18 protein-coding genes are annotated in these 24,446 nt (G+C 64.8%); 8 read left to right on the top strand and 10 right to left on the bottom strand.

Annotated elements, in window-relative coordinates; all coding sequences use genetic code 11:
* Positions 1–138: 138 nt before the first annotated feature.
* Genes M4J40_RS02310 through M4J40_RS02295 form a run of 4 tightly spaced genes read right to left on the bottom strand, consistent with a single transcriptional unit; the run spans position 139 to position 3,678 of the window.
* Positions 139–1,230, bottom strand: coding sequence for an NnrS family protein (locus M4J40_RS02310; RefSeq protein WP_251751794.1), 1,092 nt, complete (start codon positions 1,228–1,230; stop codon positions 139–141).
* The gene (locus tag M4J40_RS02305) at positions 1,227–2,153 is read right to left on the bottom strand and encodes a U32 family peptidase (protein ID WP_251751793.1); all 927 of its coding nucleotides are present in this window, start codon (positions 2,151–2,153) and stop codon (positions 1,227–1,229) included. The genes M4J40_RS02310 and M4J40_RS02305 overlap by 4 nt, the downstream gene beginning before the upstream one ends.
* Positions 2,153–3,142 (bottom strand): peptidase U32 family protein, encoded by a 990-nt coding sequence (locus M4J40_RS02300; protein WP_251751791.1) that lies wholly within the window; start codon positions 3,140–3,142, stop codon positions 2,153–2,155. The genes M4J40_RS02305 and M4J40_RS02300 overlap by 1 nt, the downstream gene beginning before the upstream one ends.
* Complete coding sequence (locus tag M4J40_RS02295; RefSeq protein WP_251751789.1) at positions 3,139–3,678, bottom strand: SCP2 domain-containing protein; 540 nt, start codon at positions 3,676–3,678, stop codon at positions 3,139–3,141. Before M4J40_RS02295 ends, M4J40_RS02300 begins: the two co-directional genes overlap by 4 nt.
* 186 nt (positions 3,679–3,864) lie before the next feature.
* On the opposite strand from M4J40_RS02295, the gene M4J40_RS02290 reads away from it, so the two are divergent.
* The 5 genes from M4J40_RS02290 to fabF all read left to right on the top strand — a co-directional run bounded on the left by M4J40_RS02290 (position 3,865) and on the right by fabF (position 9,812).
* The gene (locus M4J40_RS02290) at positions 3,865–5,355 is read left to right on the top strand and encodes a UbiD family decarboxylase (RefSeq protein WP_251751787.1); all 1,491 of its coding nucleotides are present in this window, start codon (positions 3,865–3,867) and stop codon (positions 5,353–5,355) included.
* Complete coding sequence (locus tag M4J40_RS02285; protein WP_251751786.1) at positions 5,352–5,915, top strand: UbiX family flavin prenyltransferase; 564 nt, start codon at positions 5,352–5,354, stop codon at positions 5,913–5,915. The genes M4J40_RS02290 and M4J40_RS02285 overlap by 4 nt, the downstream gene beginning before the upstream one ends.
* Before the next feature lie 313 nt (positions 5,916–6,228).
* Positions 6,229–7,950: a 2-isopropylmalate synthase gene (gene leuA, locus M4J40_RS02280; RefSeq protein ID WP_251751784.1), complete on the top strand. Its 1,722-nt coding sequence runs from the start codon at positions 6,229–6,231 to the stop codon at positions 7,948–7,950.
* A 106-nt stretch (positions 7,951–8,056) separates the two neighbouring features.
* Entirely contained in the window at positions 8,057–8,476 is a 420-nt protein-coding gene (locus M4J40_RS02275) for a MarR family winged helix-turn-helix transcriptional regulator (protein ID WP_251751782.1), read from the top strand.
* A gap of 70 nt (positions 8,477–8,546) precedes the next feature.
* Positions 8,547–9,812 (top strand): beta-ketoacyl-ACP synthase II, encoded by a 1,266-nt coding sequence (fabF, locus tag M4J40_RS02270; RefSeq protein WP_251751780.1) that lies wholly within the window; start codon positions 8,547–8,549, stop codon positions 9,810–9,812.
* Positions 9,813–9,881: 69 nt separating this feature from the next.
* Here fabF and M4J40_RS02265 read toward each other — a convergent pair whose 3' ends face one another.
* A complete protein-coding gene (locus tag M4J40_RS02265) occupies positions 9,882–11,732 on the bottom strand; it encodes a [FeFe] hydrogenase, group A (protein WP_251751778.1) in 1,851 nt (616 codons plus the stop codon).
* A 4-nt stretch (positions 11,733–11,736) separates the two neighbouring features.
* Positions 11,737–13,737 (bottom strand): FAD-dependent oxidoreductase, encoded by a 2,001-nt coding sequence (locus tag M4J40_RS02260; protein WP_251751777.1) that lies wholly within the window; start codon positions 13,735–13,737, stop codon positions 11,737–11,739.
* A gap of 378 nt (positions 13,738–14,115) precedes the next feature.
* On the opposite strand from M4J40_RS02260, the gene M4J40_RS02255 reads away from it, so the two are divergent.
* From M4J40_RS02255 to M4J40_RS02245, 3 genes are read left to right on the top strand one after another with little or no spacing between them, the layout of a single operon-like run.
* On the top strand, positions 14,116–15,135 hold the full coding sequence (locus M4J40_RS02255) for an ABC transporter substrate-binding protein (RefSeq protein ID WP_251751775.1): 1,020 nt from the start codon (positions 14,116–14,118) through the stop codon (positions 15,133–15,135).
* Between the two features lie 3 nt (positions 15,136–15,138).
* Positions 15,139–15,933: an ABC transporter permease gene (locus M4J40_RS02250; protein WP_251751773.1), complete on the top strand. Its 795-nt coding sequence runs from the start codon at positions 15,139–15,141 to the stop codon at positions 15,931–15,933.
* A complete protein-coding gene (locus M4J40_RS02245; RefSeq protein WP_251751772.1) occupies positions 15,930–16,679 on the top strand; it encodes an ABC transporter ATP-binding protein in 750 nt (249 codons plus the stop codon). Before M4J40_RS02250 ends, M4J40_RS02245 begins: the two co-directional genes overlap by 4 nt.
* A gap of 2 nt (positions 16,680–16,681) precedes the next feature.
* Here M4J40_RS02245 and M4J40_RS02240 read toward each other — a convergent pair whose 3' ends face one another.
* The 4 genes from M4J40_RS02240 to M4J40_RS02225 form a co-directional block, all read right to left on the bottom strand.
* Positions 16,682–19,753 carry an efflux RND transporter permease subunit gene (locus M4J40_RS02240; RefSeq protein ID WP_311134055.1) on the bottom strand — a complete coding sequence of 1,024 codons (3,072 nt, stop codon included), beginning with the start codon at positions 19,751–19,753 and terminating at the stop codon, positions 16,682–16,684.
* Positions 19,750–20,865 carry an efflux RND transporter periplasmic adaptor subunit gene (locus M4J40_RS02235; RefSeq protein WP_251751770.1) on the bottom strand — a complete coding sequence of 372 codons (1,116 nt, stop codon included), beginning with the start codon at positions 20,863–20,865 and terminating at the stop codon, positions 19,750–19,752. Before M4J40_RS02235 ends, M4J40_RS02240 begins: the two co-directional genes overlap by 4 nt.
* Complete coding sequence (locus tag M4J40_RS02230) at positions 20,862–21,941, bottom strand: efflux RND transporter periplasmic adaptor subunit (RefSeq protein WP_251751768.1); 1,080 nt, start codon at positions 21,939–21,941, stop codon at positions 20,862–20,864. Before M4J40_RS02230 ends, M4J40_RS02235 begins: the two co-directional genes overlap by 4 nt.
* A gap of 172 nt (positions 21,942–22,113) precedes the next feature.
* A complete protein-coding gene (locus M4J40_RS02225) occupies positions 22,114–24,270 on the bottom strand; it encodes a Wzz/FepE/Etk N-terminal domain-containing protein (protein ID WP_251751767.1) in 2,157 nt (718 codons plus the stop codon).
* Between the last annotated feature and the right edge of the window lie 176 nt (positions 24,271–24,446).

Genomic DNA, 24,446 nt, shown 5'->3' with positions numbered 1-24,446 from the left:
CCTTCATGTTAAGGAGAATAGTCCGAAGAAGGTCAACTTTTCAAGTTGACCTATATCCTTCAAGACGTTGGTTTTTTACGGTCTGGGTTGCCGTATTTGCATGGTCGGTGATTCAGCGCCTTTGGGCGCTCGACTTGCTTATACCTTGGTCGTAGCTGGCGGCCAGATGGCGCCGCGCAGCGTAAACAGAACGTACCCCAGGAAGGCAACCGCCCAGCTCCAGCGGGCCACGGGGATGAGCGTGTCGTAGAGCGAAAAGTCGATGGCGGCGCCGACTCGGGCAATTGCCGCGCTGGCGATCGCCACATAGATGATGTCGGCAAGCAGCGAGGGCATTAGCGATCGCTTGTCTTTCTTGCGAACGATGGAGGTGGCTATGCCGATGGCGAGCGTCACGAGACCGCCGACCGCGAAGGCGTGGATGACGGCGAAGGGCGAGACGTCGGCGATGTCGAGATCCTTCAGCGCCAAGAGCAGAAAGGCGAGCCGCTTCCAGACGAGGCCGACCGCAAGGATGACGCATCCGGCGTAGGGCTTGATGCGCCAGGGCTGGATGTGAACGAGCCACGCCACGCCGAACACGAAGGCGGCGAGGGCAGGCCAGCCGGCGTTCCAGCCGAGCCCCCAGAGTGCTAGCGCCAGGATGGTGAAGACACGCTGCGGCAGGGCGATGAAGGTCGGAACGGGCTTGAGTTTCGGGTAGCCGGCCCGCTCGCGCGCCACCGCCAGCACGGCGATGCCGATGCGGTTCGACACCTCGATGCAAATCAGCACGATGACGGCAAGACCGGCCATGGTTGCCTCGGGCCATCCATACAGGAACGCCGGGATGCCGATCAGGCCATGCAGGGCGGCAAGGCCGAGGATTGGTAGCGTCTCGGCCGTCTTGCCGGGTGGCGTGACAGATAGCAGGAGCACGACGCCTGACAGCGTGACCAATGCCCGCAGGAAACCGGCCTGGTCCAGGTCGATACAGCCCCAGGCGAAAGCCGCCGCGTGGGCGATGAGAACGGCCCAGAGCATCGGGGCCGGCGTGATCGGGCGGCCGATCCAGCGCGGCAGCGCCACGGTCAGGAAGCCGAACAGCTGGATGCTGAAGAAGCCGAAGATCAGCTCGTTGGGATGGGTAGCAATATCGCCGATCCCAGGGGCTACATCCGGACCGATTGCCCTGAGCGCCGTCAGCGCCGCCAGAACGAAGGCGACGCGAAACGGATCGGGCTTGTTCATACCATCTCCACGCGAGCACTCCCGGGCTGGCCGCGCGTGAAGCCGTCGACGAGTTCGCCGGGAAGGTTCAGGGCCTTCAGTGCGGCAAGCGTCTCACCTCGGCTGGCCTGGCCGTCGAGCAGCGCCCTGTAAAGACGACTGACCGCGACCATGTCGACGGTGTGAGGAGACAGCCGCAGGCGACGGACGCCAAGCTTGGCCAGTTCGTCCGGTGTCGGGCAGAAGGCCTCGACGCCGTTCGAAAGCGTCTGAATGCCGTTGATGGCGAGAAACTGCTGGCCGTCCAGCGTGTCGACGGGCAGGCCGTCCGGGTCGCGATCGCAGACGAACTGGCAGCCATCCTTGTGCAGTCCATGCAGGCGGGCGTGGTAGCAGCGACCGGAAAGGGCCAGCGGCAGCCGGCCGAAGGCGAAGAGCTCGAACTCCACCTCGGGCAGCTCTGCGGCGATGACGGCGACCGAGGCGATCGGCAGTTCGACCGGCAGGCAGATGCCTGTGGCGCCGCGTCCGGCCAGGAAGCGAGCGGCGCCCTCGTTGTAGACGTTGATGAACGGGCCGACGAGGAAGGGTTTGCCGGCCACGGAGGGCAGGGCGGTGAGATCGTTGATCTCGGCGAGTTCGCCGACCTTGCAGAAGTCGATGACGGAAGCGCGCTCGCGCGGATTATAGGGCAGGGCGAGCGTCGACAGCACGACCTCCTTGCCCGCCGCCTGAAGGCGCTCGATCAGTTCCGGCCAAAGGCCTTCGGTGAAGGGCTGGCGCTTGCCGCAGATCACCTCGCCCAGATGGACGCGATCGACATCCGCCTCGTCGGCGATGCGGGCATAGAAATCGCGAAGCCGGTCGGGGGACCAGTTGAAGAGAACGGGGCCGAGGGTCAGGCCGGTCTTGGTCATCGCAGTCGACTTTTCGGTTTCGGACATTAGCGCCACGCCTTCTTGTAGGCGCCGGAGGTCTGGCGGCCTCCTTCGACGAGGCCGGCGAGCAGGCGCCCGACCTCGACTTCGGTGCTGCCAGCGTCGATCGCGTCCACGGCGGCGCGGAAGGTGCGCACCACCTCGGTGACATAGCCCTTGCCGCGCTGGCGCCCCTCGATCTTGAGCGCCGTGATGCCAGCCTTGGCGAAGGCGGCGATCAGGCTCGCCGCGTTGAGGCTGACGGGGTCCTCGAAGAGATAGGACGTTTTGCCGCCGGCCATGAAGCGGCCCTTGCACAGCGTCGGATAGCCAGCCTGCTCACCGGCGCCGAACCGGTCGATGGTGAAGCCGTTGAGGCGGGTCGCCGTTCCGTTCTTGTCTTCCGAATAGGCGACATGCTCGGGCGGCGAACAGACGCCGGTGAGGTTGGGCGATTTGCCGGTGGCATAAGAGGACAGCGAGCAGCGACCCTCGGTCATCGGGCAGAGGCCGCCGAAGACGAAGGCTTCGGTCTCGACGTCGATCGCCGCGTTGAGCTTGGCGATCTCCTCGACGGAGAGGACGCGGGGCATGACGACGCGCTTGACGCCGAAGGTGTCGGCGTAGAAAGCGATGGCCTCGGGCGTCGCCGCCGCCGCCTGGACGGAGAGGTGAAGGCGCAGGTTCGGATGATGCGTCGCCGCGTGGTCGAGCACGGCGAGGTCGGCGAGAATCACCGCATCGGCGCCGGCTTTTTCGGCGTTGGCGAGCGCCGCCTTCCAGGCGTCCATGGCGCCGGCCTTGGCGAAGGTGTTGATCGCCACCAGCACCTTGGCGCCATGCGCATGGGCGAAGCGGACGCCCTCGATCATCTCGTCGGGCGAGAAATTCAGGCCGGGGAAGTTGCGGGCGTTGGTCTCGTCGCGAAAGCCGCAATAGACCGAATGGGCGCCGGCCTCGACGGCGGCGCGCAAGGCCGACGGGGTGCCGGCGGGACAGACCAGTTCCAGACTCATGACGGTTCTCCGGAGATTGGCGAACCGGTGAAGCGACGGGCAAGTCCGAGGCCGCCGATCACCGAGCGGTCGACCAGCTTGCCAAGGCCACCGGTCGCGCCGACGAAGTCGGCTGGCGTCAGCTCGGCGTCCTCGATGGCGTTGCGGAGCGCGACGAGGGCGTCGGTGCGTCCGGAGACCGAAATCGCCCGGTTGAAGAACATGGCGTCGCCGTCGAGGGTGCCGTCGAGCAAGCCGAGCAGCACGAGGAGGGGAGCCCGCACCGTCACGTCGGCTGGCTGGCTGGTCCGGCCCCTCATGCATTTCACTTCGGCCCGCACACCATCCGGCACCATCAGGAAGCTGAAGTCGAGGTCGGACGGCTCGATCAGGAACGAGCATTTTCCGTACTCGCCCAGACGGTCGAAGACGGCCGGCTTGCGGTGCGCGAATCGGCGGACGGCCAGCGTCAAAGCCGGCCCAAGCGGCAGGAAACCGGCCGGCGCCGCCAGGATGCGTAGAAGTCTGGGCAGCTCGCCCCGGAAATGTTCGGCCATCGCAATATCCATCTTGAAGGCGATGAGCTTAGGACAGTCCGTCGCGCATGGTCTTGTCATAACTCAAAGACGCACTGCTTTTTCGCATGGCAGCCTGCCCAATCGACGAAAGGGTGTTATGTGTCGGCGCGGGCTGGTTTTGCCGCACCGGCCGGAAGCTCCCGCCTCATGTGCAAGAGAGTCGAAATGTTCAGCCGCAGCCTGCCGCGCTTCCCCGATCTCACGAGTTTCCTCGCTTATCTGGAGGAGCGGGGCGACGTTCGAAGCATTGCGGCACCGGTCGACATGAATCTCGAGGTGACCGAAATCCACCAGCGGGTTATCGCCGCGGGCGGGCCGGTGCTGCGCTTTTCGTCGCCCACAGTTGACGGCAAACCATCGGCGATGCCGGTCGTCGCCAATCTGTTCGGAACCCGCGCGCGCGTTGCCGCCGGCCTCGGAACCGACGAGGAGGGGCTTGGCCGGCTTGGCCGCATGATGGCCTTCCTGCGTTCGCCGAAGCCGCCGCGTTCGCTGGGCGAAACGGCCAGCCTGTGGCCGGTGGCGCGGGCGGCCCTCAACGCCCGGCCGAAGATCGTCGGCGATCGCGGTCGCTGGCGCGACCTTCCCGTCGATCTCTCGGCGCTCCCCATCCAGACCTGCTGGCCGGGCGACGCCGGTCCGCTGATCACCTGGCCGCTGGTGGTGACCCGTTCGCCTGGCGCGGACGATCTCAACAGCTACAATCTCGGTGCCTACCGCATGCAGGTGCTCGACAAGTCGAGCGCCATCATGCGCTGGTTGCCGATGCGCGGTGGCGCTCAGCATCACCGGCAGTGGCTGAAAGCCGGCGAGACCATGCCGGTGGCGGTGGTGATCGGCGCCGACCCGGCGACCATTCTCGCCGCCGTTATGCCGGCGCCCGAAGGGGTGACGGAGTTGTCGTTGGCCGGCCTGATTGCCGGTTCGCGCCTTTCCATGACGGCTTGCCGGACCATTCCGTTGCATGTGCCGGCGTCGGCGGAAATCGTCCTTGAAGGTACGATCACTGCCGGCGACACCGCAATGGAAGGGCCGTTTGGCGATCACACGGGCTACTACAATCCGCCGGAGCGGCATGTCGTGTTCCGGCTCACCGCGATGCGGGCACGCGAGGGCGCGCCCTATCTCACCACCTTCACCGCACGGGCGCCGGACGAGCCGGCGGTGATGGGCGACGCGCTGGCAGACGTGTTCAAGCCGCTGCTGATCGAGGCGATCCCCGAGATCCGAGATCTTTGGCTGCCTCCGGAGACATGTTCCTACCGCGTTGCGGTCATCTCCATCGACAAGCGCTTTGCCGGCCAGGCGCGGCGGGTGATGATGGGCTTCTGGTCGCTGCTGCCGCAGTTCACCATGACCAAGATGGTGATTGTCGTCGATGACGACATCGACGTGCGCTCGTGGTCCGACGTGATGTGGGCGGTGGCGACACGCGCCGATCCCGCCCGCGATACCCTGGTGCTCAACCGTACGCCGATGGATCACCTCGATTTCGCCTCGCCGCTCGAAGGGCTCGGTGGCAAGATCGGCATCGACGCGACCAACAAGATCGGTTCGGAGACCAGCCGTGAATGGGGGCGGGTGATGACGATGGACGAGGCGGTGAAGATGGCGGTCGATTCCCGCTGGACAGAGCTGTTCGGAGCGACGCCATGAAGATCGTCGTAGGCATCAGCGGCGCTTCGGGCGCGGTGCTCGGACGCGAGGTGCTGCGCCAGCTTGGCGAAGCCGGTGTCGAGGCGCATCTGGTCATTACGCCGGGCGGGGAACGTACCATCGCCCATGAGCTTGGACCGGCTGGTCTCCAGGAGATGCGGGGGCTCGCAACCGTCGTGCACGACATCGGCAATCTCGGCGCTTCGATCGCTTCGGGCTCGTTCGGCGCCGACGCCATGGCCGTCGTTCCCTGCTCGATGCGGACACTCTCGGCGCTTGCCCATGGCTTCGGCGACAACCTGCTGACGCGGGCCGGCGACGTGATGCTGAAGGAGCGGCGGCGCTTGGTGGTCCTGCCGCGCGAAGCGCCGCTGACCGAGGCGCATCTCAACGCGATGCTGATGCTGACCCGCATGGGCGCCATGGTGGCGCCGCCGGTGCCGCCCTTCTACAGCAAGCCGGAGACCATCGACGACATGGTCCGCGAAATGGCGGCGCGCGTGCTTACCTGGCTCGGCGTCGACCCCGGTGAGGCATTGACGCGCTGGCGGGGTATGTGAGGCCTTGTCAGGTCGCAGTTCTACGGGTATAGCCGTTCTCATGACCACGACGCCTGACATCTCGCGCCATATCTCCGCCGAGGGCACCGCCCCCGGGGATCGCGCACGGATGCTCGGCTCGCTTCTTCGTCTCGGCCTTATCTGCGGTTGCCGGGTCCAGTGAGGGAGCGCCCGGCGGCCGATAGCCCGCCGCTGGCCATGAGCTCTCTCGTACTCAACCCAACGTGTGATTATTTGCGCCTGATGCCGCGTTCTGACGTCGATGAGCGACGCGGCCGGGTCAAGGCGCCAGCCAGAGCCGAGTGAAGCCATCATGACCGATAGAGTTCAGAACGGGATGAGCCGCGACCGGGTGGGCATGCCCATCGCTTCCACCAAGTACCGCCCCTTCACCCCCATCAATCTCAGTGATCGCACCTGGCCGGGCAAGGTGATCGACAAGGCGCCGATCTGGTGCTCGGTCGACCTCCGCGACGGCAATCAGGCGCTGGTCGATCCCATGGGGCACGACCGCAAGGCCCATATGTTCCGCCTGCTCTTGGAGATGGGTTTCAAGGAAATCGAGATCGGCTTTCCCTCAGCGTCGCAGACCGATTTCGACTTCGCCCGCTGGTGCGTCGAGGAGGGCGGCGCGGGTGATGACGTGTCGCTGCAGGTGCTGGTGCAGTGCCGGCCGGAGCTGATCGTCCGTACCTTCGAGGCCTTGCAGGGCGCCAAGCAGCCGATCGTCCATTTCTACAATTCCACCAGCCATTTGCAGCGTCGTGTGGTGTTCGGCAAGGACGTGGCCGGCATCAAGCAGATCGCCGTCGACGGCGCCAAGCTGATCGCCGACATGGCGGCCAAGGCCGGCGGCGGCTTCCGCTTCGAGTATTCCCCGGAGAGCTTCACCGGCACCGAACTGGACGTGGCGCTGGAAATCTCCAACGCGGTGATCGAGGTCATCGATCCGACGCCGGAGAACAAGCTGATCCTCAATCTGCCGTCCACGGTGGAGATGGCGACTCCCAACATCTACGCCGACCAGATCGAGTGGATGAGCCGCAACATCGACCGACGCGATTCCGTGCTGATCTCGCTGCATCCGCACAACGATCGCGGCACCGGCGTCGCCGCCGCCGAGCTGGCGCTGATGGCCGGCGCCGATCGCGTCGAGGGCACGCTGTTCGGCAATGGCGAGCGTACCGGCAACGTCGACGTCGTCACCATGGCGCTCAACATGTTCACGCAAGGGGTCGATCCCGGCCTCGACTGTTCGAACATCGAGCGCATTCGCGACGTGTTCGAGTATTCCAACCAGATGAAGGTGCCCGAGCGGCATCCTTACGTCGGCGAACTCGTCTACACCGCCTTCTCCGGCTCGCATCAGGACGCCATCAACAAGGGCCTCAAGGCCATGAAGGCGTCGAACACCGGCGTCTGGGAAGTGCCCTACCTGCCGATCGATCCGCAGGACGTCGGCCGGTCCTACGAGGCGATCATCCGCATCAACTCGCAGTCGGGCAAGGGCGGCATTGCCTATCTCATGCAGAACGACCACGGCATCAACCTGCCGCGCACGCTGCAGGTGGAGTTCCGCGAGGACATCCAGGCGATTACCGACCGCGAGGGGCGTGAGCTCAGTTCGCAGCGCATCTACGAGCGCTTCATGCAGCTCTATGTCGACCAGCCGGATGGGCGGCTCAAGTTCGTCGACCACCACACCTTCCCCGATCCGGAAGTGAAGGGGCGGCGTATCTGCGTCGCCGAGATCGTCGATGGTGGCGTTCAGCGCACCATCGAAGGGCATGGCAACGGCCCGATCGATGGTTTCGTGCATGCGCTGTCGGTCCACATCGGCATCCCCGTATCGGTGGCCGATTACTCCGAACACTCGCTTCAGCAGGGGTCCGACGCCTCGGCCATCGCCTATGTCGAGTTGAAGCATCCCGGCGGCAAGCTGCATGGCGTCGGCATCAACACCAACATCGTCACCGCGTCACTTTCGGCAGTGGTGTCGGCGGTCAACAGGGTGCTGGCGCTCAACGCCGGCTGACCTGAGCTTCCGTGACGAGAAGAGCCCTCGATCCTGCGGTCGGGGGCTTTTTTGCACCTGCCGGTGCTGCTTGACTTTGGCCGCGCGGCACGTGCAAGCATGGCCCATGTCTCTGCCCGACGATCTTGCGAATTGCCTTGTGCTCAACACCGTTGCGGCGGCGCGCGCGCTGGTTCGGCGCTACGACGCCAAGCTGAAACCGTTCGGGGTCACGGTGCAGCAGTTCTCGCTTCTGGCCGCTATCCGATACAATCCCGGCGCCACGGTGGGGGTGTTATCGTCACGCATCCATCTCGATCGCACCAGCCTGATCCGCAATCTCGACCGGCTCGAAGCCAAGGGACTGGTGCGGCGGACGGACAGCGGCGGCGGCAACGCGCGGGTGAGCGAACTCACCGATGACGGCGGAGCCTTGCTCGATCGCCTGATCGTCGAGTGGCAGGCGGCCCAGGCCGGCTTGATGCGCGACAGCTCGCCGGAAGAGGCTGAGACCTATCTCAAGATCAGCCAACGGTTCTCTCGTTGATGATGACGCGAAGGATTGCTTGCGACTTATATTGTGTATATGCACAGTGCTGATACACAAGGAGGCAGGCATGCAAGAGCCGATCGTCGTGACGGGCATGGGAGCGGTGTCGCCGCTGGGCACGGGTGTTGAGACCATCTGGAAACGCCTGATCTCCGGCGACAGCGGCATCAGGCGAAACGACCGCTTCGATACCGAGGGGTGGAAATGCCGCATTGCCGGTCTCGTGCCCGGTCGCGGCGAGCCCGACGGCTTCGACCCCGAGGCGGTCATGGACGCGCGCGAGGTCCGGCGCACCGACCTCTTCATCCAGTACGCCATGGCAGCCGCGTCAGAAGCGCTCGATCAGGCGGGTTGGCATCCGGAAGACGAAGCCGAGCGGATGCGGACGGCGACGGTGATCGCCACGGGTGTTGGCGGCGTGCCGGCGATCACCGCCGCGAGCGAAACAGTGCGAACCGATGGCGTCCGCCGGCTATCGCCGTTCGTCGTCCCTTCCTTCCTGCCGAATCTTGCCGCCGGTCAGGTGTCGATCCGCTTTGGCTTTCGCGGCCCCTCCGGCGCGCCGGTCACTGCCTGCGCCGCGTCGGCCCAGGCGATCGGCGATGCCATGCGCATGATCCGGAACGGCGAGGCGGATATCGCGCTATGTGGTGGCAGCGAGGGCTGTGTCGATCCGGTGGCCATCGGAGGCTTCACGGCAGCCAAGGCGTTGTCGTTCAACTTCAATGACGCGCCGACCAAGGCATCACGGCCGTTCGACGCCGATCATGACGGCTTCGTTCTGTCGGAGGGCGCGGCGGCCCTGGTGATCGAGACACTGTCGCATGCCGAGGCACGCGGAGCGACACCGCTTGCTATCGTCTCGGGCTACGGCACGACCACAGACGCCCACCACGTGACAGCCGGTTGGTCGGACGGTCGGGAGGCCGCGCGCGCCATGCGGCTCGCGTTGGGCATGGCCAACCTCGAGCCTGGCGCCATAGGTTATGTCAATGCCCACGCCACATCGACGCCGGTTGGCGATGCGGCGGAGCTTGCCGCGCTTGCAACCGTCTTCGGGCCCGGTGGCGGTGGCGTTTCCGTCGGTTCCACCAAGTCTGCCACTGGCCATATGCTGGGTGCTGCCGGCGCCATCGAGGCCATCTTCTCGGTGCTGGCGCTTCGTCACCAGATGCTGCCGCCGAGCCTCAACATCGAGCGGCCCATGGCCGAGGCCGAAGGCTTCGACCTCATCGGTGGTACGGCTCGCCCCGCCGCCGTCGATCACGTGCTGTCCAACGCCTTCGGCTTTGGCGGCGTCAACGCGGCGCTGGTGTTCTCGCGGATTGCATGAGGGTGACAAAAGAAAACGGGCGGCAGGTTGCCCCGCCGCCCGGTCTCTTTTCTCTCAGAACGCCCGATCTCAGTAGATCATGGTGCTCATCTTGATCTCGCCCCAGATCTCCTTGACCGTCAGTTCCATCTCGGCCTTACGGTCGTTGTAGAACGTGTGGAGGAGGTGATGCGCCTTCTCGGAGTTCGGGGAACCCAGGAAGTCGCGGTAGAGGGCCTTGACCTGCTCGTTGTTGTGCGACTGACGCACCTTGGCGTTGCGGTCGATGCCGAACATCGTTTCGCGCCGCTTGAGAGCGTAGGGCAGATACTGCTTCTTGGAGCGGAGCGTGCCGCCGCCATCGACGCAGCCGCCGGGGCAGGCCATGATCTCGATGAAGTCGAAGTCGGCTTCGCCAGCCTTGATCGCTTCCATCAGGGCGCGGGTTTCGCCGAGGCCATGGGCCATGGCGATCTTGACCTCGCCGATGTTGCCGCCGAGGTCGACGGTGGCCGAGCGCACGCCCTCGAAGCCGCGCAGCTGGGTCAGCTCGATCTTGTCGAGCTCCTTGCCGTTGACGACCTTGTAGACGGTGCGAAGCGCCGCTTCCATGACGCCGCCGGTGGTGCCGAAGATGGCGCCGGCGCCGGTGTACTCGCTCATGTAGGGGTTGTCGAAGGTCGACGATTCCATCTTGGAAAGGTCGAGCCCCTCGCGCTTCAACAGGCGAGCGAACTCGCGCGTCGTCAGCACGACGTCGACGTCAGGAACTCCGTCCTCGCCAAGCTGCGGTCGGACGATCTCGTCCTTCTTGGCCGTGCAAGGCATGATGGAGATGACGCGGATCTGCTTCGGGTCGAGCCCCATCTTCCCCGGCAAGTAGCTCTTGGCGATGGCGCCGACCACCGCCTGCGGGGAGCGGGTGGAAGACAGCATCGGCAGGAGTTCGGGGTAGTGGATCTCGGCAAAGTTGATCCAGGCCGGGCAGCAGGAGGTGATGGTCGGCTTCTTCTTCTCGCCCAGGCGATGCAGAAGCTCGGTGCCTTCCTCCATGATCACCACATCGGCGCCGAAGTTGGTGTCGAGCACGACGTCGATGCCGAGCTTGCGCGCGGCGGCGATGATCTGCCCCTCGACGTTGGTGCCCGGCGCCATGCCGAACTCTTCGCCGAAGCCGACGCGGATGGCCGGTGCGAACTGGAGAACGGTGGTGATCTCGGGATTATAGATGTAGTCGAGGACGCGATCGGTCTCGTCCTTCTCGGCAAGGGCGCCGGTCGGGCAGACGAGCACGCACTGGCCGCAGGTGACGCAGGTCGAGTCCTTCTGGTTCTTGCCGTGACGCAGGCCGACCGCCGTGTCGAGGCCGGTGCCGGTCACGACTAGCGCGTCGACTTCCTGGTAGTTGCGGCAGACCGCGACGCACCGCTGGCAGCGAATGCACTTGGTCATGTCGCGGACCATGGCGGGCGACGAGCGGTCGATCTCGCGCGAGGCCACGCGGATCGGGTCGAAGAAGCGGTTTTCCTTGAGGCCGACGAACTGCGCCACATCCTGCAGCTCGCACGAGCCGTGGCGGATGCAGGTCGCGCAGTCCTGAAGGTGGTCAGCCATCAGGAGCTCGACCTGCAGCTTCTGCATGTCGCGCACCTTCTTGGTGCGAGTCTCGACGGCAAGTCCTTCCTTAACCGGCGTGTTGCAGGCCGTCACCATGTGGGTGTTGGCCTGGCCCGGCATCTGGATCTCGACCAGGCACACGCGGCAGGTGCCGGGCGTGTGGTCGATGTCCGCCAGCTCGCACAGCGTCGGGATGTAGAAGTCGTGCCGGCGGGCAGCCGCCAGGATCGTCTCGTTCGGGTAGGCCGTTACCGCCTTGCCGTTGATCTTGAAGTTGATCGTGGCCTCGGCGCCGACGGGGATGAGGGTTTCGACGTTGCACATGGTCTCACGCCGCTCCTTCGGGGATGGAGTGTTCGGTGATCACGGAATAGATGCGGTAGCAGCGCATGCAGCGCATGGACTCCTTGTAGGCGTCCTCCGAGCTGATGATCTGCTCGACTTCCCCGAACATGGTCTTGCGCACTTCCGGAGACAGTTCCGGATGGTGGACGCGGTACTCGTTCTTGACCGGCACCTCGATGCAGTCGTTGGAGAACAGCTTGTTGTTCTCCAGGATCTTGCGCATGCGGGAGCGCGGGAAGAAGCGGGTCGAACCCCGGCGCAGGTAGTCGTCGATGTTGCGGGCGGCCTTGAGGCCGTCGGCCATGGCGGCGATCAGCGTCGACGGGCCGAGGTAGCAGTCGCCACCGGCGAACACGCCCGGCCGCGAGGTGGCGAGCGTCTCCTTGTTGGCGACGACCCAGTTCCACTTGCTCATCTCGACGCCGTCCTCGGGCTTGACCGAACCGGTGTCGACCTGCTGGCCAATGGCGGCGATCACCACCGAGCAGGGCATGACGTACTCGCTGCCCGGGATCGGCCGCACGTTGCGGCGACCCTTGGCGTCCATTTCCGTCTGTTCCATCTTGGTCAGCTTGACGCCCGTGACCTTGCCGTTCTCGGAGATGATGGCAAGCGGGTTGGTCAGTACGTGGAACTCGATGCCCTCGGCATGGGCCGCCACGACTTCCTCGTGGTCGGCCGGCATGTCGGCCTCGGTGCGACGATAGACGAGATGGACCTTCTTGGCGCCCATGCGGATGGCCGAGCGGACGCAGTCCATGGCGACGTTGCCGCCGCCGACCACCACGACTTCGCCGTCGATGTCGTGCGTCTTGATGCCGGCCACGTGGTCGTGGACCTTGAGCAGGAAGCCGATGCCGGACTCGTAACCGTCGAGGCTGGTGTCTTCGTTCTCGCAGCCCATCTTGGTGCCTTCCTGGCAGCCGAGGGCGAGGAACACCGACTTGTAGCCACGCTTCATCAGGTCATCGACCGAGAAGTCGGTGCCGAGGCGCTGGTTGAAGAAGAAGCGACCGCCGAGCTTGGTGATGGCGTTCATCTCGTTGAGAAGAACGTCCTTCGGCAGACGGTAGGACGGGATGCCGATGGCGGCCATGCCGCCCATCTCGCCCTGGGCCTCGAAGACGTCGACGTGATAGCCGCGCATCAGGAGGTGATAGGCGCAGGACACACCGGCCGGGCCGGCGCCGACGACGGCGACGCGCTGATCTTCCGGCAGGACGTTGGCGATCATCTCCTTGGAGAACACCAGCGGATGCGCGCCGGTCTGGTACTCGGCGACGTAGCGCTTCAGGATCTTGATGCCGACCGCCTCGTCGACCATCTTGCGGCGGCAGGCCGCCTCGCAGAAGCGGACGCAGACGCGGCTGCAGGTGGCCGCCATCGGATACTTCTGCAGGATGACGCCGAGCGAGTGCTCGGGCTTACCATCGCGAATGTAGTCGATGTAGCGGGGAACATTGACCTTGGACGGACAGGCCTCGATGCAGGGCGCCGTCATGTAGCTCATGGCGTGCTGGCGGCGGGCCGGCTCCTTCTTGGCGAGTTCGGCCTCGAACTCGTCGCGGAAGGCGGCGATGGCCTTGCCGAGCGCGGTGCCGCAGGACTGACCGAGGCCGCAGAGCGAGGTGGCGCGCATCTGCTCGGCCATGGCGGCGATTTCGTCAAGGCCGAGATCGGCATCGAGGCCGCGGCGCATGGCGCCGAGGGCGTCGCGCACCAGAACCGTGCCCATGCGGCAGGGAGTGCACTTGCCGCAGGACTCGTCAGCCGCCTTGCTGAGGTACTGCCAGAAGGTATCGAGCAGGTTGACGCTCTCGTCGAAGACGAAGAAGCCGCGATCGGCCACGAAGGCGCGGATCGGGTTGCCTTCGTCGAAAACCTCGAAGTCCTTCAGATCGGGAGGCGTCGCGCCCTCCACGGCCTTTCCCTGGCGATAATCGTGGACGACGCCGTCCCACACGCCATAAACAACCTGTGCCATGTTGCCACCCCCATTTGGTTGGGCGTTCCCCCGGCAAGTCTGTCACAGGCGAGCGACCTTCGGGGAAATGTGTCCGTATCATGCGTTCCATAGGCATCTGCCATGCAAACAGCAATGAGGAAAGTCAAACGGGGCGGCCTACGTAGTTGCTTTTTCTCTTTTTCGATTTAGATGCTTCCCGTTCTCAGCTTTCATGTTACGCATTATTGCGTATTAGGGTGAAGTCCTATCCGTAAATCATCTGAATATCTTGGTTTCCAGTTCGTTGTTCCTCAACTTCCGGGCGTTCGGCTGGCGATTTCCCGGGCGGTCGAATTGGTCTAGTGTAGTGAGAACTCCTCTCAGCATGCGGCCAAGCCGCCAGTTTCGGGTTCCGCCATGACAGATTCCTCCATGCCTGTCGGCATGAACCGTCGCCGCTTCATCGAGTGCGCGGCTATCGCAGCCGGTCTTGTCGGGCTGCCTGCCCTAGCAGGAGCCGAGGCTGTCGCCCCCGGCCAGGTGACCGTCTGGGGTATGCCTGCGTCGCCTTCGGTGGTGTTGGCGCGCGCCGTTGCCTCGGGGGCGTTGAAGCTGCTGGTGGAGGATGCGCGTTTCGAGGTCTGGCGCACGGCCGACCAGATGCGGGCCGGCGTGGTTTCGGGCGACATGGCGCTGTTCGCGGCGCCAACCTATGCCGCCGCCAATCTCTTCAATCGCGGCGCCGGGGTCCGGCTCGTCAACGTCCTGACCTGGGGATTGCTCTACGTCTTTGCCGGCCAGGACGTGCGCCTCGACAGCATCGAGGATCTCCGCGGCAAGACACTGCTGGTCGGCGCCAAGAACGACGCGCCCGATCTTCTAACCCGCTTCGTGCTCAAATCGGCCGGCCTCGATCCGGATCGTGATATCGCCCTTTCCTATGTCGGCACGTCGGCCGAGGCAGTGCCTCTGCTCCTGGCCGGCAAGGCCGACGCCGCCGTTCTGCCGGAGCCGGCGGCCAGCGCCGCCGAGATCAGGGCAAAGCAAGCGGGCGTTTCCGTTGCCCGTGCTCTCGATGTGACCGAACTTTATGCAGCCCACAGCGGGCGCCCGGCCGGTATCCCGCAGGCCGGCCTTGCGGTGACCGAGCGTTTCCTCGACGCCCACCCCGATGTCGTCGCGGCGCTGCATGCCGCGTCGGTCGCGGCAGCGGGTTGGGTCGTCGATAATCCGAAGGCGGCGGCGGCGCTGATTGCCGATTCCTTGAAGCTGCCCGCCCCCATCGTCGAGGCCTCGTTGCCGCGCTTTCGGCTTAAGGTCGCGTCGGCGCTCGAAGCCAAGACCGACCTTGAAGCCTATTTCAGTGCTCTCATGACGTTGTCGCCCGACATTGTCGCCGGCCATCTGCCGGACGCTGCCTTCTATTGGGGATCATAGAAGATGGCGAACAACTTCTGGCGCGGGCACGTCGGCGGTGGCGAACGCCTCTGGGCAGCGCTGGGACTCGCTGCCGTCGTGGCGCTGTGGGAGATCGGTCATCGCGCCTATGGCAATTTCGTGTTGCCGTCGCCTCTGTCGACGCTAACCGCCCTCGGGCATGTTGCCGCCAGTGGAGATCTGTGGCCGGCCGTCGTCACGACCGCGCGGGACGCTCTTTCGGGCTTTCTTGTCGCGACGCTGGTCGGCTCGCTCCTGGGTGGGATCGCCGGTCGTTCGATGCCGGTGAGAGCCATGCTTCAACCGATCGCCACCATGCTGATCGGCGTGCCGGCCATCGCCTGGGTGGTGTTGTCGCTTCTTTGGTTCGGCGGATCGGGATTGGCCGCCACCTTTTCGGTGGCCGTCGCCGTGGGACCGGTGGTGTTCGCCGCGGCGACGCAAGGCGCCCGCACGGTTGACGGCGGGCTTCGCACCATGGCTCGTGCCTTTCGCGTGCCGTTAGGGGCGATGATCGCCGACGTCTATCTGCCGCATGTGCTTTCCTATCTGTTGCCGGCTCTCGGCACGGCGCTCGCCATGAGCTGGAAGGTGGCGGTGATGGCTGAGCTGTTGTCGGGCGCCGGTGGCATCGGGGACGGCCTGGCGGCGGCTCGCGCCGAAGTCGATACCGCCAAGACCATGGCCTGGGTGATCGTGGTGGTGGCCCTGCTGCTCGTCGTCGATCGCCTCGTCATCGAGCCGGTCCGCCGGTATTTCGAGACGTGGCGGCGTGGGCTGCCGGGAGAGGTGGCATGAGCCAGGAGGACGCTCTCTCGGCAAGTGGCGTCGGGCACGGCTTTGCCGGCGTGAGGGTGCTCGACGACATCGAGATTCGGGTGCCGAGGGGGAGTGTCCTTGCCATTCTCGGTCCGTCTGGGGGCGGCAAGACGACGCTGCTTCATATCCTGGGCGGTCTTCTGGCCCCCGACGCCGGTCGTGTCGAGCGCCCGTTCGAGCGTCCTGCCTTCGTCTTCCAGGACCCGCTCCTGTTGCCCTGGCGGACGGCGCGCGGCAACGTTGCCTTCGGCCTTGCCGGAACGCGTCTGGTCCGCGCCGACCGGCTCTCTCGGGCACGATCGATGTTGGTCAAGGTGGGCCTCGGCCACGGCGATGCCGGGCTCTATCCGCATCAGCTGTCCGGCGGCATGAAGAAACGGGTGTCGCTGGCGCGCGCCCTCGCCGTCGAGCCCGACCTGCTGCTGCTCGACGAAGCCTTTTCGGCGCTCGACGTCGGCCTGTCGCGCGAGATGCAGCAACTCGTCCGCCTGGATGCCCAGGAGCGCGGCGTGACGATCGTGCTGGTGACGCACGACCTGTCAGAGGCGGTCCGGCTGGCCGACGAGGCCATTGTTCTGTCGGGCCGGCCAGGCCGGATCGTCGCCCGCCTCTCCATCGAGCGTCCGGCGCGTCTCAGGGACGATGCCTTCGTAGAGGCGGAAATTCGCCGCATAGCAGCGATCGAGGCGATCCGCGATGCCTTCCGTCCGACGCTTTCGATCTGAAGTCAGGTCGCTGGAGTTTCCGCCGGTTCCTCAACCTTCTCCTCCCGGATGCGGAACCAGGTGACATAGAGAGCCGGCAGAAAGATCAGCGTCAACGCCGTGCCGACGATGATGCCGCCCATCATGGCGAAGGCCATCGGTTGCCAGAACACCTCGTTGGCGATCGGAATGAGGCCGAGGCTGGCGGCCAGCGCCGTCAGTACGATGGGCCGGAAGCGATGGCCGGTCGCTTCGATCACGGCGTTCCATGCCGGCATGCCTTCGGCCCGCAACCGCTCGATCTGGTCGACCAGGATCACGGAGTTCCGGATGAGGATGCCGATCAGCGCCAGCACGCCGAGGATGGCGACGAAGCCGAGTGGAGCACCCGTCGGCAGAAGCGCTGCCACAACGCCGATCAGCGCCAGCGGAGCAACCGCCACCACCAGCACCAGGCGACTGAAGCTCTGGAGCTGGATCATCAGCACCGTGAGCATGATGAAGGCCATCAACGGTACGACGTCGACGATCGGCGCCATCGCTTTCTGCGACTCTTCGGCCGAGCCGGCGGTTACCACCTTGTAGCCGGCTGGCAGAGTGGCGGCGAAGGCGTCGATATCAGGCCGTAGCTGATCGACGATGGTGTCTGCCTGGGTTGCGTCGGCTCGCGCCGCCTTGACGGTGACGGTTGGCAGGCGGTTGCGACTCCAGACCACCGGCTGCTCAAGCTCATAATGCAGGTTGGCGACGGCGGCGAGCGGCACGCTCGATCCAGTCTGCGTGGCGAGCTGGAGGTTCTTGAGGGTCTCGATGGAGTTGCGCTCTTCGGGGACGGCGCGTCCGATGACGTCGATCTGGTAGATGTCGTCGCGGATCTTGGTGACGGTCGCGCCGCCGATGATGCTGTAGAGCGCGTTGGAGATATCCTGCGAGGAAACGCCGAGCAGGCGCGCCTTGTCCTGCATGACGTCGACCTTGACGACCCGTCCGGGCTCGCCCCAGTCGGCCGCGACATTGCTGACGTGAGGATTGGTCGCGACAATCGCGGCGAGCCGGCCGGCTGCCTCCCGCACGCTCCCGATGTCCGGGCCCGAAAGGCGGTAGGCGACGGGTCGCCCGACCGGCGGCCCGATTTCCAGGAGACGGACGAAGCTGTCGACGCCGGGGAACGTGCGGTGGAGATAGTTGGAAAACTCCGACTTGAGGCGATTGCGCGTCTCCTCGTCGCGCGTGACGACGACGATCTGGCCAAAGTAGGGGGCGGCGGGTTCCTGGTCGAAGGTCAGCAGGAAGCGCACTGCGCCGCGACCGATATAGGACGACCAGTGATCGACGCCGTCCTTGCCGGCCAGCATGTCCTGCTCGAAGCGGGAGATCACCCGCCCCGTCTCTTCGATGGCGGCGTTCTGAGGCAACGTGAAATCGACGATCAGCTCGGAGCGGTCGCTGTCGGGGAAGAACTGCTGCTGGACGTGGGTGAGGCCATAGAGCGAGGCCCCGAAGGCAAGGAGGGTCAGGCCGATGACGATGAGGCGGTTGCGGAGACCGAGAACGAGCAGGCGCTCGAACCCTCTTGTAAAGCGGGTTTTCTCAGGTTTCTGGTGCTTCAGCTTCGCCGGCAGCACCGTGACGCCGATCAGCGGCGTGAACACGACGGCCACGATCCAGGAAACGAGAAGCGACACGGCGATGACGACGAACATGGTGAAGGTAAATTCGCCGGCCATCGACGAGTTGAGGCCGACGGGAATGAAGCCGGCCACCGTGACCAGCGTGCCGGTCAGCATCGGAAAGGCGGTGGAGGTGTAGACGGCGGTGGCCGCCTTCCTGAGAGAATCGCCCTTTTCGAGTCGCGCGACCATCATCTCGACGGCGATCATCGCGTCATCGACCAAAAGGCCGAGGGCGATGATCAGTGCGCCGAGCGACACGCGTTGCAGCGAGATGGCCGACGCTTCCATCACCATGAAGGTAATGGCGAGCACCAGGGGGATGGACAAGGCCACCACCACGCCGGCTCGGAGGCCGAGACTGACGAAACTGACCAAAAGAACGATGGCGACCGCCTCGAACAGCGCCTGTGTGAAGCCGGACACGGCCTTCTCAACAAGCTTGGGCTGGTCGGCAACCTGGTGCACGGTGATGCCGATCGGCAGTTCCGCCTCGATCTTCGTCATCTCGGCCCGAAGCGCATCGCCAAACTTCAGAAGGTTGGCGCCTGCCCGCATGCCTATGGCGATGCCTATGGCCGGCTCGCCGTTGTAGCGGAACAGTTCCGCCGGCGGGTCAGCATAGCCTCGCGTGATCTTTGCCACGTCGGACAAGCGGAAGAACCGGCCGTTGACGCGGAGGTTGACCGCCTCGATGCTCTTTTCGGACCGGAACTCGCCCGATACCCGCACGGATACGCGCTCGGAGCCGGTTTCGATGGTGCCGGAGGGATTGACGGCGTTCTGTTCGGCGAGGGTCTGCAGCACCGCCTTCTCGTCGACACCATAGGCGGCGAGTTGGCGCGGCGAGAACTCGAGGTAGATCACCTCGTCCTCGGCGCCGACGATGTCGACCTTGCCGACGTTCTCGACGGACAGGATGCGGGTTCGAATGGCCTCTGCATAATCGCGCAACTGGCGCGGCGTGAAGCCGTCGGCGGTGAGAGCGTAGATGTTACCGTAGACGTCGCCGAAGTCGTCGTTGAAGAAGGGGCCGACCACGCCGTCCGGCAGCTCGGCGCGAATGTCGGAGACGAGATTGCGCACCCGCACCCAGGTGCCGTCGACGTCGGCCGCCTTGGTGTCATTGCGCAGATTGACGAAGACCGTGGTGACGCCGGGGCGTGTCAGGTTGCGCGTGAAATCGAGGTTCGGCAGCTCCTGCAGCTTCTTCTCGATGCGATCGGTGACCTGTTGGGTCATCTCGGTGACCGAGGCGCCGGGCCAATAAGCCTGCACGACCATGGTCTTGATGGTGAAGGAGGGATCCTCCTCCCGGCCGAGATTGATGTAGGAGAACACGCCGAACAGCGTGAAGACGATCATGAAGTACCAGACGAGGGACTTGTGATCGAGCGACCAGTCCGAGAGATTGAACCTCTTCACAGTGCGTCTCCCTCGGTGCCCCCTGCGCCGTTCGCCGGCACGATGACCTTCTGACCGTCCTGGAGGCTATGAACGCCCGCGATCGCAACCCGTTCGCCGGCCGAAAGCCCTGAGACGATGCGGAGGTGTCCTTGGTCGGCTGGTGCGGTGGTCACTTGTCTCTGGGCGACGGTGCCTTCGCGCCGCGCATCGCGGCTTGCTTCGTCGACCGAGACGACCCAGACAAAGGCCTCGCCGTCATGAGTAAACACGGCCGTCTCAGGGAGGGTGATGGTCTGGCTAGCCCGCTGGTCGGCCCGAACCTCGACGGTGGAGCCGAGGCGGAACAGGCTGGGGGGCTCCGACAGGGCGATCTTGAGACGGCGGGTGCGGGTAAGGGGGTCGGCGTCCGGTGCGATTTCCCTGAGCTGACCGACGATTGCCTGGTCGGGGGCGATCTGTGGCGCGACAACGAAAGGGGCGGCTGGGGAGAGGGTGCCCACCAGCCAGTCGGGCACGTCGATGACGGCGTCGCGGGGGTCGGGCTTGGCGATGGTGACGATGCTTTCGCCGGCCGCCACCGTTTGGCCGGGCTCGGCGCCTGTCGCGGTGACGACGCCGGCAAAACCAGCTCTGAGCTCGGCATAGCCCAGGGCGTCTCGTGCCTTGGCGAGATTTGCCTCCGCTTGGCGAACGGCGGCGTCCGCGGCGTCAAAGGCCGCTCGGGCATCTTCCAGGCTGGCTTCCGCCACGGTTCCGCTGTCTCGAAGTGCCTCGACGCGGGCAACGGTCATGGCCGCATTTTCGCGTTCTGCCCGTCGGTTGCCGAGCGCGGCCTCGGCTGATCGGACGGAGAGATCGAGCGTGGTGGCGTCGATGGTGGCGATGACCTCGCCGGAACGGACCGTGTCGCCGACGTCGACGGTCCTCGTCAGCAGCCGGCCGAGCACCTGGAAGCCCAGATCGACCTTGTCGCGCGCTTCGACCGTTCCGACGAAGGACTGCTGACCGGCGGTAGCGACCGCCACTCTGGCCGATAGAATGGGCCGCACGGGCGGTGGAGGCGCCGTCTCCTCCTGACAAGCGGAAAGTGCCAAACAAGCGAAAACGGCGAGGAACCAGCCGCGGGTCATGGCGCTTTCTCCCCGACGATCTCCACTTTGGCGCCGGGCCGAAGCAGCTTGCCGCCTTCGATGACGACTCGGTCTCCATCGGCGATGCCGGTTTCGACCACTATGCCCTTGGTCGTGTAGGCCGAGATGCCGATCGGGCGCAGCTCGGCGCTCGCGCCGTCGCTGGCGACGACCCAAACCGCCGCGGCCCCGTCTTTCTCAGCCAAGGCGCTGGCCGGGAGAAGCACCGCCAGGATCTTTCGCCCTTCGATGCGGCCGGTAACCGGAGCACCGAGACTCATGGCTGCCGGCGGTGTACCGATGCCGACCTTGACGCGCACGGTGCCCGTTCGCGTCTCGACGGTCGGCGAAATCTCCCGCACCTTGCCCGACACCGTGACGGAGGGGTCCTTGACGAGACCGACCGTGATGTCCGGCAGTTCGTTGATCGACAGGAACAGCTGCTCGTAGACATCGAAGACGGCATCGCGCGGGCCGTCGTCGGCGATAACGAAAATCGGTCGAGCGGCGGCGGCAATCTCGCCGGCGTCGGCGGTCCGGGCAGTGACGGCGCCGTCGGTGTCGGCACGAAGTTCTGTGTAGGCGAGATTGGCGCGGGCAATATCGAGAGCCGCCTGCGCGGACTCGACCGTGCCAGCGGTCGTTCGCACTGCCTTCATGGCGGCATCGAATGCCGACTGCGTGGTAAACCCCTTGTCGAGCAGGGACTTCTGGCGGTCGAAGGCCGAGGCGGCCTGACGGGCTCCCGCTTCGGCAGCGGCCAGCGCCGCCTCGGCGTTGGCGACGTCGGCTTGCTGCTGGCTGGGGTCCAGGCGTGCGAGGAGGTCACCAGCCTTCACGTGATCGCCAACGCCGACAAAGCGTTCGGCAATCCGCCCGGAGACGCGGAACGAGAGCTGAGATGACGCGCGTGCGCGGATCTCGCCGGTCAGAATCAACGTTTCGGCATACGGTTCCAGCTTGGCGGTGGTTACGCGAATGGCGACTGGGCGACCTTCGGCGTTCGACGACTCGTCGGCCAGTAGGGGCGAGGAGACGATGGAACACGCGACGAGCAAGGGCAGAAAAAGCTTCACCGGCAGCTCCGTCAAGCGTGAGGATGATCAGCTCTAGTCTGGGTTGTTCCGGAGGTCAATGAAGGAGAGGTGTCCGTGGCGTTCGGAAAAATGGCCTGCCAAACATGGAAAGCGAACGCCCGGGGGCGTCCGCTTCATGTGTCTTGGACACGAAACACGGTGCTGACCGGGGTCAGCTTTCCGGCGCGTAATAATAGTAGCTGTTGTACTTGTTGCGATAGGAGCCAACGCCGAGCTCGGCCTTGGACAGCACGGCTGCGATCGGCAGGTCCTCGCCGGCTGTGGTCCTGAGGTCGTTGATCGCCGAGCGGACGTCGCGTTGGGAGGTCGAAGCCCAGTGAACGACCAGCGTGACGATGTCGGCGCGGGTCGCAAGGTATTGGGCATCGACAACCGGCAGGATCGGCGGTGTGTCCAGTACGATGATCTCGAACCTCTCCTTGGCGAGCTCCATCAGAAGGTTGAACTGGGCCGTTTCGATAAGGCTGTCGGTCGACGTCCGGTGGCTGTTCTTTCCCACGATCATATCGAGGCCCGGAACCTTGTCCTTGGTGACGAACTGGCGGATCGACTGGGAGTCGAGCGATAGCGTCAGATAATCGGCAAGGCCGTTTTCAGGCGTCAACTCCAGGGACGGGGCAACGGATGGCCGCCGCAGATCACAGTCGACGAGCAGGACGCGCTTGCCTGACATTGCAAAGGCGCGGGCAATGGCAATGGCCGTGGTGGTCTTGCCTTCACCCGGTATGGCCGAGCCGACCATGATGATAAGCCCACCCTCGCGGGCCTTGTCCTGCAGTTTGCGCCTCAGCATGTTCTCAAGACCGAGCCTGATCCGCCGGATCGACTCGCTGTAGGCGGTCAGTGGATGGTCGAGAAGCTCGCTTGCCACCTGCGATCTCTCGGTGATCGAGCGTCCGGCCCGCGACAGCAGCGGAATGGAGGAGATGACCGGCACGCCGAGCACCGCCTCGAACTGCTGGTCGGACGTGAACCCACCGATAAAGTTCTCGTTGAGGAAGGCCAATCCCAGGCCCAGACCCAGGCCGGCAACGAGCGCCAGGGTCAGGATCAACTTGGTCTTCGGCGCGCTGGGCTCATCGGGGGGGAGAGCCGAGGACACGATGCGGCTGTCGGCGAGCTGAAGGTCGGCCTGCGTTTCCACGCCGCGCAGGCGTTGCAACAGATCCTGATAAAGCGTCTTGGCGACCGACGACTCCTGCTGGAGCTCGTAGATCTTGACCATGACGTCGTTGGAGAGGTTGCTGGACAAGACGGTGTCGCGGATCGAGGACCGCAACCGGTCTTGCTCCTGCTGTGTTGTCTTTACGCGATCGGAGAGTGTGCCGAGTTCGACATTCACTTGGTCGGCCAAACGCTTATCGAGCTTGTCGAGGCTGGCGCGCAGGTTGCTCTCCCGCGTCGAGCCTGCCGCGACATTGCCGATGTCGGCAAGAACCTTATCGCGCTCGGCCTTGATCTGGCTGACCGTGTCCGATCGCAGTTGGGCGGCGATACCATCCCAATCCTTGTTGGCGGCGAGGGTAGCGACGCTTGCCCGCAGTGACTGCGCCGATATGCTCTCGGCCTTGAGAGACTCAAGGCTGGAGCGCATGGCGGAGATATCGGCGCGGGTGCTTTCGTTCGAGACCTTCTCTATGTTCTCGTTGACGAAAGCGTCGATGCGGTTCTCGGTCTGGTTGATGGTCGTAGAGGCCTGGGCGAGACGGCGGTTGAGCGCGTCGCGTACGCTGAGGGCGTTGGAGATCTTGGCGTCGACCTGGGCGTCAATATAGGTCGATGACAGCGTGTTGGCGATCAGCGCCGCCTTGGCCGGGTCTGCCGAGGTGGCCGAGACGCTGATGACGTAGGTCAGGCCACGCCGGGCGATGGTGATATTCTCGGAGAAGCGGGTCAGGACCGCTCGCAGCTGGGCATCGGTATCGGCCAGCAGGTTCTCCATCGTCTTGAGCTTGAAGAAGACCATCAAGCGATCGGCGGTACTCAGCTTGACGCCGAACTCCGGGTCCTTGATAAGGTCCAGACGAGAAATCGCCTCGATCTGGGTCGACGGCGATTTCAGAATCTCGACTTCGCTTTCAACCCGCGCATTGTCCGTGGGCAGAAGCGACATCTGGCTTTCCGGGTCGAGGGCGTTCTTCGCCCGCGGATCGACCAGGATCAGCGTCGACGCGGTATAAGTCGGTGTCTGCAGGAAAACATAGACGGCTGCCAAGCCGACAATAATCAGAACAGTTGAAAGAATGAGCCAAATCTGGCGTCGAACGAGACCAATTGCGTTGCGAACATCGAACTCGGATGAATCCATTTGGAGAAAACTTCCTTGAATCTACTCACGCGCGATCACTATGACCGAAATCGCGCCGCCGACCAAGCTATGCCGAGCGAAATGCGGCGCTGTCGCGCGAGAGGTACGCGAAATCTAGTCCCACACGAACAAGGCTCGCCCCTGCATGATGGGGACCTCTTGCCAGCGTAAACTCA

The organism is Pleomorphomonas sp. JP5 (assembly GCF_023721815.1).
In the GTDB taxonomy this organism is placed as follows: Bacteria; Pseudomonadota; Alphaproteobacteria; order Rhizobiales; family Pleomorphomonadaceae; genus Pleomorphomonas.
The sequence above is the reverse complement of the archived record's forward strand: the minus strand, read 5'-3'. Positions and strand labels throughout refer to the sequence as shown.